At 66.6% G+C, this 12,208-nt stretch carries 10 protein-coding genes and 2 pseudogenes; 5 read left to right on the plus strand and 7 right to left on the minus strand.

The annotated features are described in order from the left end of the window. Positions 1-135 precede the first annotated feature (135 nt). On the plus strand, positions 136-555 hold the full coding sequence (locus ACZ6KY_RS41160; RefSeq protein ID WP_469315376.1) for a hypothetical protein: 420 nt from the start codon (positions 136-138) through the stop codon (positions 553-555). A 13-nt stretch (positions 556-568) separates the two neighbouring features. Here the strand turns inward: ACZ6KY_RS41160 and ACZ6KY_RS41165 are convergent. Then, positions 569-1,444, minus strand: a pseudogene (locus ACZ6KY_RS41165) (IS5 family transposase). 431 nt (positions 1,445-1,875) lie between these two features. Between ACZ6KY_RS41165 and ACZ6KY_RS41170 the strand changes: the two are divergent. Next, a complete protein-coding gene (locus tag ACZ6KY_RS41170) occupies positions 1,876-2,097 on the plus strand; it encodes a DUF7489 domain-containing protein (RefSeq protein WP_469315377.1) in 222 nt (73 codons plus the stop codon). A gap of 302 nt (positions 2,098-2,399) precedes the next feature. Here the strand turns inward: ACZ6KY_RS41170 and ACZ6KY_RS41175 are convergent, their stop codons facing one another. Next, positions 2,400-2,639, minus strand: coding sequence for a hypothetical protein (locus ACZ6KY_RS41175; RefSeq protein WP_469315378.1), 240 nt, complete (start codon positions 2,637-2,639; stop codon positions 2,400-2,402). Positions 2,640-2,717: 78 nt separating this feature from the next. Here ACZ6KY_RS41175 and ACZ6KY_RS41180 point away from each other — a divergent pair, with 78 nt between their 5' ends. Then, positions 2,718-3,020 carry a hypothetical protein gene (locus ACZ6KY_RS41180; RefSeq protein WP_469315379.1) on the plus strand — a complete coding sequence of 101 codons (303 nt, stop codon included), beginning with the start codon at positions 2,718-2,720 and terminating at the stop codon, positions 3,018-3,020. A 252-nt stretch (positions 3,021-3,272) separates the two neighbouring features. On the opposite strand, the gene ACZ6KY_RS41185 is transcribed toward ACZ6KY_RS41180, so the two are convergent. The 5 genes and pseudogenes from ACZ6KY_RS41185 to ACZ6KY_RS41205 all read right to left on the minus strand — a co-directional run bounded on the left by ACZ6KY_RS41185 (position 3,273) and on the right by ACZ6KY_RS41205 (position 7,987). After that, positions 3,273-3,872, minus strand: a complete 600-nt coding sequence (locus ACZ6KY_RS41185; RefSeq protein WP_469315380.1) for a hypothetical protein — start codon at positions 3,870-3,872, stop codon at positions 3,273-3,275. A gap of 631 nt (positions 3,873-4,503) precedes the next feature. Beyond that, positions 4,504-4,630: pseudogene (locus ACZ6KY_RS41190) on the minus strand (helix-turn-helix domain-containing protein); the annotation flags it as partial. Between the two features lie 149 nt (positions 4,631-4,779). Then, complete coding sequence (locus ACZ6KY_RS41195) at positions 4,780-5,631, minus strand: carbohydrate ABC transporter permease (RefSeq protein WP_469315381.1); 852 nt, start codon at positions 5,629-5,631, stop codon at positions 4,780-4,782. After that, a complete protein-coding gene (locus ACZ6KY_RS41200; RefSeq protein ID WP_469315394.1) occupies positions 5,628-6,536 on the minus strand; it encodes a carbohydrate ABC transporter permease in 909 nt (302 codons plus the stop codon). Before ACZ6KY_RS41200 ends, ACZ6KY_RS41195 begins: the two co-directional genes overlap by 4 nt. A gap of 134 nt (positions 6,537-6,670) precedes the next feature. Then, positions 6,671-7,987: an ABC transporter substrate-binding protein gene (locus ACZ6KY_RS41205; RefSeq protein WP_469315382.1), complete on the minus strand. Its 1,317-nt coding sequence runs from the start codon at positions 7,985-7,987 to the stop codon at positions 6,671-6,673. Between the two features lie 284 nt (positions 7,988-8,271). On the opposite strand from ACZ6KY_RS41205, the gene ACZ6KY_RS41210 reads away from it, so the two are divergent. Further along, the gene (locus tag ACZ6KY_RS41210) at positions 8,272-10,671 is read left to right on the plus strand and encodes a glycoside hydrolase family 2 protein (protein ID WP_469315383.1); all 2,400 of its coding nucleotides are present in this window, start codon (positions 8,272-8,274) and stop codon (positions 10,669-10,671) included. Continuing rightward, on the plus strand, positions 10,668-11,696 hold the full coding sequence (locus ACZ6KY_RS41215) for a LacI family DNA-binding transcriptional regulator (protein ID WP_469315384.1): 1,029 nt from the start codon (positions 10,668-10,670) through the stop codon (positions 11,694-11,696). Before ACZ6KY_RS41210 ends, ACZ6KY_RS41215 begins: the two co-directional genes overlap by 4 nt. Positions 11,697-12,208: the final 512 nt, after the last annotated feature.

The raw sequence follows: 12,208 nt of genomic DNA on the forward strand, positions 1-12,208 counted from the left end.
CGCCAGCATCAAGCCCGCGCCAGTCACTACAAACGACGCGGACACAGCCCCTGAAAACTGCCCAGCACTCAGAACAAACACCGTTGCAGTACTAGGTCGTGTGTCGGAAGTGAATCGTGCGCATAGGGTGTCGGCATGTCGCTGGGTCACATAGTCCTCTTGTCCGGTCGTTCGATCCGGCTCACCGAGCTACGGATGTCTTCGACCTACGGGGGGATGCTGGAGGGCTACCCGTGCAAGCGCATCAACGACCTGAAGGTCAGTTGGCTCCAGCGGCAGGCCGAACGCGCGTTTTCCTCCACGCCGGTCCATCTCGTTCCGCCCTCCCGCGAGTACCCGGACGAGACCGCCGGCGTCTTCGGCCCTGTTGAGGTGCTGCCTTCCGTGGCTTGCGTCGGTGTCTTCAACTCCGCGGCGCTCGACCCGTCAATGGACGGCTCCACCCTCGTCGTCGCCTGGTTCCAGCCAGCACCGGAGGTACCGGCGGGCGAGGACGCTGGTCTTGCCCTTCGTAGCATTGGCTGGGAGGAGCTGGCCCGGGACTACGAGCTGTAGCAACGCGTGCTGATCACAGCCACTCGTTGATGGCCGCGACCAGGACAGTGGCTTCAAAGCGGACCGCGAGCTTGTCGTAGCGGGTGGCCACGGCCCGGTGGCGCTTGAGGCGGTTGATTCCGCACTCGACCGCGTGCCGCTCGCGGTAGTCGACCGGGTCGAAATGCGGTGGCCGGCCACCGTGGGAGCCTCGCTTCTGGCGGTTGCGTGCATGGTCGGCCTTGTCCGGGATGGTGCAGCGGATTCCCCGGCGACGCAGGTAGGCGCGGTTCTTGCGGGAGGCGTACGCCTTGTCAGCCCGCACGCGGTTGGGGCGGACGCGCGGCCGACCCGGCCCGATGCGGGGTACGCGGACCTTCGCCAGCACGGGTTCGAACTGGGGCGAGTCTCCGCGCTGCCCTGCCGTGATCACGATCGACATGGGCCTTTGGCCCTGCTCGACGGCCAAGTGCAGCTTGGTGGTGAACCCGCCACGCGAGCGTCCCAGTCCGTGATCAACGGGCTCGGTGAAGACACCGCCTGGTGGTTCCTTCTGCAGATCGCCCTGCCTGCGGGCCCCGGCTGCATGCTGATGGGCGCGGCACACCGTGGAGTCGACGCTCAGGTCCCACGTGATCGCACCCTTCGCGTCGGCCAGCGACTGGAGCCGGGTGAGGACTCTGTGCCATGTTCCGTCCCGCTGCCACCGGCGGAACAAGTCGTAGACCCGGCCCCACGGCCCGTACTCGACAAGCACGTCCCGTCAGGGAACACCGGTCCGGACCCGGACCCGTATGCCGTCGATCAACTGTCGCCGAGTCCAGACAGGCGGCCGCCCCGCCTTCGTCCCCTTCGGCAACAACGGCGCCAGCACCGCCCACTGCTCGTCCGTGAGATCTCCCCGCCCCATGAGCAGGGATCATTCATCGCTCAAGATCCACTTTCGATACACGGCCTAACGGTCACCTGCCCGCACGCCCCTCGAGGTCCGCACTCCGAACAGTCGGGGTGCGGACCTCTGCGTTCATGGACAGGCCGGAAACCTCTCATTCCGACCGGGGCGGCGGGCTCTTCCTTGGTGCCGAGCAGGGCAGTTCGGGACCGGGAAGGAGATGGGCAGGTGGCCTCGTCGCGGCAGTCCCCGGCGCGTCGTGCCGGGCATGAAGCAGATCAGCAGCCGCTGGCCATGGCTTGCGTGTCATGTCTGCCGGTTGAGTTCCTGAGGACTGTCGTCGTTGCACTGCTCAGGACATTTGTGAGGCTCCCTGTGTGACACCTGTACCGCAGTATGTGTGCCTGTTGGCACTGCACCACGCCTGGTGGCCTCCGTAGGCTTGGGGCATGTTCAAATCTCGCAAACCAGGACCAGACGATGCCTGGGAAGGCATCGTCGAGGACAAAACGAGGGGCATGCTCGACGGCGCGAACATGTACCACTTCGTCAAGGTGAGGCATGTGGACGGCCAGTCCATAAAGGTGCGCATCGACCGTGGGCTGTGGAAGTCGATCGCGGTCGGCGATCGCATCGTAAAGGAGCCGGGCAGCGGCCCGGTCAAGGCGTAACCTCCCGGGGCGCGGGACGGAGAACACCTCACAACGACCCGCCAGCACCCACAGGCCTGCCACCGCATCCCCAACTCATCCAACGCCGCACGCTGCTGCTCACTCAGCTTCGCGGCCCTCCGGCGGGCGTTGTCCCAAAGGCACCCAGCTTGATCTGCTCGCCAGTGACGTACTCGCGGCCAGCTCCACCACTGCCTTCAGAAGCGGGAGCTTTTCGACGAGCAGTCCGCGTTCCCCACGGCGTCGTCCCCGTCGGTGGAAGCAGCGGCTGCGTGACCTGCGGCTTGGAAGGTTGAGCGGTCCTACCAGCCCATGTCCCGGGCTACCTCCGCCTGCGCGGCGGCGATCTCCTCGCTCGTCGAACCGGCGATGTCGGCATCGACATCGGTCTCCAGCCGACTCAGCAGGTCGACCAGGGCTTGCTTCTGGGCGGGATGGGTGATGGGGACCGCGTCGAGATCGGTACTCATCAACCAGTCGAACAGGACGACAGCATCGGCATGCCAGAGCCGCACGTTCACAGTCGGCGGTTCGGATTCCATGACACCTATCGTGCCTTGTCAGGTGTCGGACGCCCACGCGTCTTGCCCAGGAGGCGGACGGCAACCGACTATTCGGACGTGAGACTTCAAGTCCAGGTATTCGTCGCCGACGGCCCGCTCCCCGACTGGGACGCGAGCGAAGAGGAGATCGACCGGCGCGTCCATCAGCTCAACGCGATCCTGAAGCCGGTTGCCGGAGAAGAAGCGAAGGCGCTGGCCGCATGCTTCGGCCCGGACGACTGCTACGGCGTCGCCTGGACCCTCCTGCACATCATCGAGACCGGCCCGAACCCTGTCCTGACCACCGAGCCCGGACCGGATGCCAACGAGTGGCACCAGCGCCTCTGCGACCGCGCCGTGTTCGGAGGACTCGGCCCGTGAACTTGACGGCATAGCAGCGTGAGGTGTCTACAGCGTCTGGGGGGCGACGAGGCTGATGCACCGGCTCGGGTTCAGCCGCAGGTTCCCGCGCGGCGGGTTGCCGAACGCTCCGCAACCTATGCGGGTCACGCGGGGCGGGGCGCCGGCACCAATGCCCCGTCCCGCCCCGAGCCGGTTGGCTCATGCTGCGTGCAGAAATCGGACTGTGGGAGATCGCAGCCGTCGGCGTACCTTCTCCGGGCTGCTGTCAGCTCAGATCGTCGGCGTGTCGTCGATGGTCTCCTGGTGCGGTTCGACGATGAACTTCCAGCCGGTGCTGGGCTCCATGAACCGCACTCGGGTGGGGTAGATGTCCAAAGCGCGGCGGTCGCGGTTCTGGCCGCTCGTGCCCTTTCGCCCGCGGGCCGGCTCTTCGAACAGGTCGACCTTGACGTCCGGCACCGCCACGACTTCCTCGTTCCAGCGCTGAACGATTCCCGCGCCGAACGCTTCTCTTGCCGCGGTGTAGAGCGACTCCAGAGATTCCTTGTTCCCGTCGGGCACGAAGAGAGCGAGGTTCAGGAGGACGCCAGCACTCTGGAGAACCTCGATTTCTTCCCCAGCCTCGTCGGCAACCCAGATCCCACGCTCTTCAACATTGTTCGGAAGAACATGAATTTCCTTACCGAAAATTGTCCTTGCGATGAAGGATCCTCCATCAAAATACTTTCCCGGCTTCGTGAGGAAAGCCGGAGCGTAGCAGTCGAGAGAAAGATCGTCCAGTTCTGCCGAGACGAAGATCTCCTCCTGGAGGCCCAATTCTGAAACTTCCTCGGCTGTAAGACGTCGAGCCGTAATCTTTTCGGTGTTCACGCTATTTCTCCTTCTTCGCATGGCCATGGACAGTCCGAAGATCCGCTGCTCGCGGCTTGGCCACGGCTCCACCGGCAGGCCTGGGTTGGGGCCGAGGCGAGTGGTGCCGACGGCTGAGCGCGTTGCTTGGGATCGTCGCCCCGGACAAGATCCCAGACACGGGACCCGGGCGGCAAATCTTCATAGGGAAAGGCGAAGGTGACAGCATCGCGTCCGGACACCGTGGGCTTCCCGACCCGCCCCTCCGGTCAGGACACCCGCCCGCGTAGACCTGTTGAGCTGTATCGGTTTGTCGGTATTGATTTTTCGACGTGGATGTGTCAGTACGTGGAGTTTTGATAACGGCCGGTTGGCTTGCGTGAGCAGTCCCAGCGCCGGTACCAGGTGATTTCCCTGCCTGGAGTGAACGGAGTACCTGAGCGTGCCGGCGGTGTCATCGAAGGGCAGCGTCATCTGCAGCCGGGTGCCGTGGATGTCGGTGTCGATCGACGCCCCCGGAGCCGATGGTGTTCAGCCGCCCGGTGCAGCGGGCGGCAACGCCGCCACCGGAGTCCAGGAAGGCACCTGGACCCGGGTTCCGGCGGGTGCGGACGTCGGCGCTGGTTTCCAGAGCACCTCGACGTCGGTAACGGGACGGACGGCACCGCGATCCGCTCGGGCCACGCGAATTCAGAGCCCCCACACCACCGGGTCCGCCACAACTCCTGCCACTGGTAAGCCGACTTCCCACTCACCCGCAGACGCCGTGCCACCTCCGGCATGTGAAACAGCACCGGGTAGACCACCCGGTGCTGTTTCACATGCCGGAGGTGGCGGCGCCGGCGGGGGAGTTGTGGGAGCGGCTGCTCGTCGCGTCGCAGCGCGCGGCGATCGCTGGTTGAGCCAGGGTGTGCCACGCGGGCTCGGTCTACTTCGTGGCCCCCCGGGCGAAGCCGTTGTAGATGTACCGCTGGAGGAAGAGGAAGACGGTGAGCGTGGGCAGGATGACCAGGACTGTGCCGGCGGAGATTTCCTCCCAGTGGGCGCCGAAGGGGCCCTTGAACCGGAAGAGGGCGGTGGACATCGTGCCCAGTTCCTCGGAGGGCATGTAGAGGAAGGGGATGTAGAAGTCGTTGTAGACGGTGATCCCCTTGACGATGACGACGGTTGCCACCGCCGGCTTCAGGAGCGGGAAGATGATCTTCCAGTAGATGGTCAGTGCGTTCGCGCCGTCGATGCGGGCGGCCTCGTCCAGGGACCGGGGGATACCTCTGATGAACTGGAGGAAGATGTAGATCGACACGATGTCCGTCCCCGTGTACAGCAGGATGGGGGCCAGACGGGTGTCGAACAGGCCGAAGCTGTTCACCACTTGGAAGGTGGCCACCTGGGTGGTCACGCCGGGTACGAGGGCGGCTATGAGGAACAGGCCCACTACCGGCCTCTTGCCGCGGAAGTCGAAGCGGTCCACGGCGTACGCGGTCATGGAACCGATCAGAACTGTGCCCGTGATGGAGAAGGCAAGGATGAAGGCCGTGTTGCCGAGGGCCATGAGCAGGTGGCCGTCGGTGAAGGCGGTGGCGTAGTTGTGCAGGTTGAGCCAGTTGTGGGGCAGGCTCAACGCCCGGCCACTGTCGGCGGCTTCACGCGGAGTCTTCAAGGAGGTGAGGAGGACGACTGCGAGCGGTATCAGGACGACGAGGGAGGCGAGGACCAGTGAGGCGTAGACGAACGTCCGGGCGATGAAGGGCCGTCGGGAACGGTGGGTGAGGTTGCTCATACCAGGTCCACGTTGTCGTCGGGTACGAGGAGGCGCTGTAGCCACGTGATCAACAGGACGATGAGAAGCAGGACGACGGCGGCGGCTGACGCCAGACCTGTCTTGTTGAACTGGAAGGCCAGCTTGACGGTCTGGATGACGAAGGTGGAGGTGCCCGTGGCGCCGCCGGTCATGACGTAGGGGATCTCGAACACCGACAGTGAACCGGAGACGGCGAGGATGACGCTGAGGCTGATGACGGGCCGGATCCCGGGAAGGATCAGGTGACGGAACTGCTTCCACCGGCTGGCTCCGTCGAGTTCCGCGGCCTCGTAGAGCTCACCGGGGATCGACTGGATGGCGCCGAGGAAGAGCACGAAGTTGAGCCCGGTGAACCGCCACACCGAGACGCCGGCCAACGAGATGTTCGCCGATCGGGGATCACCGAGCCAGGCATGGTCCGAGCCTGCCCCGAACCACGACAAAAGGGTGTCGAGGGTGCCGCCGTCCTGGAAGAAGTACAGGAAGACGAACCCGATGGCCACGCCGTTGATCAGGTAGGGGAAGAACAGAATCCCCTTGAAGAGGTTACGCAGCCGCAGGTCGAAACTGAGGACCGTGGCGAAGTAGAGCGCCGCGGCGATCTGGACCACGGACGCCGCCAGATAGTAGAGGCTGACGAAGAACACACGGAACAGCTCAGGACGGGTGAAGAGGTCCGTGTAGTTCCGCAGGCCGGTGAGGTGGCGCTCAGGGCTCACCCCGTCCCAGTCGGTGAAGCTGTAGTAGATCATGTTGCCCACCGGTACATAGGTGAACGTGATCAGCAGCCCGACGGGGATCAGCAGGAACAGCCAGGGTGTGAGCGTGTGTATCGGAGCCGAGCGCCACGAACGCGGCGGGGCTCCGTGAGCCGCCCGGGCCATGGTGCGGCGCGGAGATGGCGGGGTGAGGTGCGCCGCAGGGGCGCGAGTCGTGTCGGACATCTCGGCCTTTCGTCGTCGAGGGGCGCGGAGACCGGCAAAGACCGGCCGTCGCGCTGTCGCCCCCGCGCGGACCCTCACGAACCCGTGGTCTTCCTCGCCTCGTTCCACCGCTTGTCGAGATCCTGAAAGAAGCCGTCCAGACTGCCTTTCTGCGCTCCGCGGGCCAGGTCGACCAGTTTCTGGCGATAGTCGGGCTTGCTCAGGCCTATCTCCGCGGCGTCGTCGATGGCGTTGACTTTCCCGGTGTCCGCCTCGGAGCGCTCCACGAACAGAACGCCGGCGGCGGTGTAGGCCTTGAGCGTGTCCGGCATGGGCGCGGATTTGAGGGCTGATACGGCCCCTTCGTTCTGCGCGTACCCGGACTTGTCGGTGAACCAGTCGATCCAGGCGCGGGCTGCAGCCTTGTGCTTGGAGTGAGCGTTGACAGCCTGCTGGTAGTCGGACAGCAGGGTGGCGCAGAACTTGCCGTTCTTCTGGGCGGGGAAGGGCATGAAGCCGATGTCGTCCGGGTTGGTGCCGGCCTTCCGCGCAGCGTCCTGCATCTGGGTGATGGCCCAGGAACCCAGCTGCATGCTTGCGACTTTCCCCTGGGCGATCAGGGTCTTGGAGCTCTCCCAGTTGGTGGTCGTGGGGTCCTTCTCGGACAGTTTGTCGTGCACGATGTCGTAGAGCAGCGTGTCGATGACGTTCAGGTCGCTGCCGGGCGCCCACGGGGAGTCGGTCGTGGCCAGCTTGTTGCTCGACTGCGGGTCGCAGCTGACCGAGCCCAGGCTGTTGGTCCAGGCGGTCAGCGGCCACAGGTCCTTGAAGTTCGTGTAATACGGGACCGAGCCGGTGGCCGCCTTGATCTTGCCCAGGTCGGCGATGAACTGCTCGGGAGTGGCGGGCCATTGCGTCACGCCGGCCTTCTTCCAGACGGCCTTGTTGTAGACGAAGCCGTTGGCGGTGCCGAAGCTCGCGATGCCGTACACCTTGCCGTTCACGCCGGTCTTGTCGGTGAACCGGTATTTCTTGCTGAGCTGCGTGGTGCTTCCCAGGGGGGCGAAGAACTTGGGGTAGTCGTCCTTGGAGATGGCGGCAGGGATCATGAGGACGTCGCCGTAGTTCTCCGTGTTCATCCGGATCTTGACCTCCCCCTCGTAGTCGGTGATGCCCTGGAACTTCACCTTCACCTTCGGATAGGTCTTGTTGAACGCGGCGGCGTACTTCTTCATCGTGCCGTCCTGCACCAGGTCCGTCCGCTGCGTCAGAACGGTGATGTCCCCGGACACGCTGCCGGGATCGGCCGGCGCGCTGGCAGCCTCTCCGGACGGCGCCCCTGCACCGCTGCATCCGGCGAGTGTCAGTGTCGTAGCGGTGAACACGGCGGTCACGAAAGCCTTCTTCGCCATGTGCCCGGCTCCCTTCCACGGTTGCGGCTCGAGCTTCCAGGTGGGCTGAGCGGCACTATGGCAGCGGCCAAGTGAACCGGTAAAGCTCGCCGTTCTCCTTTGATGCGCAATCGTTATCCTGCGATTGCGGCAACGCGACATCATCCATGCTCAGAGGTGTGCGACAGAAGGATCCAGTCGGAATGGGTGAACTGAACCGGTCTATGGACAGGGCTCCGAGGGAGGGCCTAACTTGCCTGTAGTCCGTGGACGGCGGGCGACGGTTCAGCGAGGGGAGCTGCGTCATGAAGGACATCACCCTGCTCTCGAAGGGGTGGAGTCTGCATCACGAGGGGAAGGCGCTGAGCGCCGTCGTTCCCGGCTGTGTGCACACCGACCTGCTGGCCGCGGGGCTGCTGCCGGACCCGTACATCGGCACCAACGAACTCGACGTCGCCTGGGTGGGGGAACGACCGTGGACGTACTCGACGCACATCGGCGCGGCGACCGCGCACGAACGCACCGACCTCGTCTTCGACGGTCTCGACACGGCCACCGAAATCACGCTTGACGGTGTCGAGTTGGGCCGAACACACAACATGCACCGGACCTACCGCTTCGACGTCACCGGCCGGTCCGGTGAACTGGCGGTGCGCTTCCTGTCCGCGTACACGGCAGCCGAAGCCGTGCGGGAACGGACCGGCGACCGTCCCAACGTGTATCCGGCACCTTCGCAGTACATCCGCAAGATGGCCTGCAGCTTCGGCTGGGACTGGGGACCCACCCTCGTCACGGCCGGCATCTGGCGTCCCGCCCGCCTGGAGCACTGGTCCACGGCCCGCATCGCCCGGGCACGTCCCATGGTCACCCTGGCGGAAGCGGCGGGGCGCGTGGAGGTGCACCTCGAGGTCGAGCGGTCCATCACAGGCGACGGGCGCCGACTGACGGCCCTCGCGACCGTCGCCGGCGCCCAGGCCGAAGCGCACTTCACCGGTACGCGCGCGGTCCTGACGCTGGATGTACCGGACCCCGACCTCTGGTGGCCGCGCGGCTACGGCGAACAGCCCCTCTACGAGCTGGAGGTGGTGCTTTCCACAGGGCAGGACGTGCTGGACACGTGGCGGCGGCGCATCGGCTTCCGCACGGTCGAACTGGACCGCACGCCCGACGAACACGGCACCGCTTTCACCCTGATCGTCAACGGAGAACGTCTCTTCGCGCGCGGCGTGAACTGGATCCCGGACGACGCCCTCCCCTCCCGGGTCACATCCGAGCGCTACCGCCGACGGCTCACCCAGGCCGCGGAGGCCAACGTCGACCTCGTCCGCGTGTGGGGCGGAGGAATCTACGAGGACGATTCCTTCTACGACATCTGCGACGAACTCGGCCTCATGGTCTGGCAGGACTTCCTGTTCGCATGCGCGGCCTACCCCGAGGAGCAGCCACTGCGCGGTGAAGTGGACGCCGAGGCACGTGAGAACGTCGTGCGTCTCATGCCGCACCCCTCCCTCGTACTGTGGAACGGCAACAACGAGAACCTCTGGGGGTTCCGCGACTGGGACTGGGAGCCGAAACTGGGCGGTGACTCATGGGGCGGCGGGTACTACCTCGACCTGCTGCCGCGCATCCTCGCCGACCTGGACCCCACCCGGCCCTACACCGCCGGAAGCCCATGGTCGGGCGGCTGGGAGCGGCACCCCAACGACCCGGCCCACGGCACCCACCACTCCTGGGAGGTGTGGAACCGCCGCGACCACGCCGAGTACCGGGACAGCGTGCCCCGGTTCGTCGCCGAGTTCGGCTGGCAGGCCCCGCCCGCGATCACGACCCTGCGGCGGGCGCTGCCGGGAGAGACACTCTCGCCCGACTCACCCGGCATGCTCCACCACCAGAAGGCCGAAGACGGCAACGGCAAGCTCAACCGGGGAGTGAGCCGGCACTTCGCCCTGCCCGAGGGGGACTTCGACCGCTGGCACTACCTCACCCAGCTCGTCCAAGCCCGCGCCGTGGCCGCCGGGATCGAGCACTGGCGGGCGCACTGGCCTAAATGCGCGGGCACAGTGCTCTGGCAACTCAATGACTGCTGGCCGGTGTCGTCCTGGTCCGCCATCGACGGGGACGGACGACTCAAGCCGCTCTACCACGAACTCCGCCGCCTCTATGCCGACCACCTGCTCACCATCCAGCCCGACCCCGGCGGACCGACCGTGACCCTGGTGAACCAGTCGGCTCACCCCTGGAGCACCGCAGTCGCGTTGCGCCGGTTCAGGACGGATGGTTCGGAGACCGGCCTCGGCACCTGGGAGGTCGAGGTCGCTCCCCGCTCTGTCGCGCGGACGCGCGTTCCGCCGCAGGTGGCTCTGGCCCCGGGAGCCGCCAAGGAGTTCCTGGTGGCCGACGCGGACGAGCTCCGCGCCCTGCACATAGCGGTGACGGACAGGGACTTCGACTACCCGAGGCCGAGGTTCGACGTCCGGATCGATCCGGTGGACGGCAAGGGCGATAGAGTCGACATCGTGGTCACCGCACACACCCTGGTACGCGATCTGCTGCTGCAGCCCGACCGCCTGGCCCCCGACGCGACCGCGGACCGCGGACTGACCAGCCTGCTGCCCGGTGAAGAGGTCCGCATCCGCGTCCGCGGCTGGACGGGGCGTGACCTCCAGGCCGTACGAGCTGCGCTGTTCTGCGTGGAGCCGGCGTGAGCGCTCCGTCCGACCGTGTCACCATCCGGGACGTCGCCCGACACGCCGGGGTGTCCACGGGAGCCGTCTCCATCGTGTTCAACGACAAACCCGGGGTTTCCCCCGCCACCCGCGAGCGCATCATCGAGGCAGCGCGCGAACTGGGATGGACCCCGAACAGCCGGGCGCGCAGCCTGTCCGGGACCCGGGTGGACACCGTGGGACTCGCCATCTGCAGGCCGGCGCGACTGCTCGGGCTCGAACCGTTCTACATGGAATTCATCTCCGGCATCGAGAGCGTACTGACCGACCGGTCCTACTCACTGCTCCTGCGCCTCGTACGAGATCTTGACGAAGAGGTCAACCTCTACAAGCACTGGTGGCAGGGTCGGCAGGTCGGCGGTTCCATCGTCGTCGACTTCCACCAGGACGACCCCCGCGTCCCCGCGCTGGAGGACCTCGGCATGCCCACGGTGGCCGTGGGCCACCCCTCCCTCACCGGGAACTTGACGTCCGTATGGACCGACGACGCCACCGCGGTCGAGGAAGCCGTCCGCTATCTGGCCGCGCTCGGACACCGCCGCATCGCCCGAGTGGGAGGCCCGGCCGCCCTCGGACACAGTGCGATCCGCACGACAGCGTTCGAGTCGGTAGGACGTGAACTCGGGCTCGACAGCGGCCCACAGGTGGCCACCGGGTTCGCGGGCGAGGACGGCGCCCGCGCCACCCGCTCGCTGCTCCTTACTCCCGATCGGCCCACGGCCATCGTCTACGACAACGACATCATGGCGGTGGCGGGCGCGGCCGTGGCGCAGGAGCTCGGGCTCGCCGTCCCCGGCGACCTGTCACTGCTGGCGTGGGACGACTCGCAGTTGTGCCGTCTGACCCACCCCCCGCTCTCTGCGATGAGCCACGATGTGCACGGCTTCGGAGCCGAGGTGGTGCGTACATTGCTTGCCGTCATCTCGGGCCAAGGGCCCGCTTCCCACCAGGTGTCCACGCCCAGCCTCACCCCGCGCGGCTCGACGGGTCCACCGTCGCGCTGAACGCGAACGCGCCACCTGCCGCGCCGCCCCCTGCGCGTCGACGCGAGCCGCGGCGACTGGAGCGACATCGAGACGCTCTGGCTGGCCGGCGACCTGCGGGACGACGACTTCGAGGACCGCTTCATCGACGTGATCCCTCCAGCGGCCACCCCGCACCGGCGTCCGGTCCGGGAGTAACGGCTCGATCCGCGCCCACTGCGTGTCAGTCAACGACACCCGGACCAACGATCCGATGACCTAAACGAAACGCCCTAGCGGCGCCCGCAACGAGCCGGCCTGTGTGGTCCCTCTCCAGTGCGAGTCGGACGTAGCTCTGGCTGCGGCCGTCGGGCAGGTCGCGTTCGGTGACCCTGCCCTGTGCATCGCGGGCGTAGGTGAAGGCGGCTCCCGCCCCGTTGCCGGGGGGGGGGGGGGGGGGGGGGGTGGGGGGGGGGGGGGGGGGGGGGGGGGGAGGGGGGGGGGGGGGGGGGGGGGGGGGGGGGGGGAGAGGGGGGGGGAGGGAGAGAGAGGGA

It is taken from the genome of Streptomyces sp. NPDC042002, assembly GCF_055588305.1.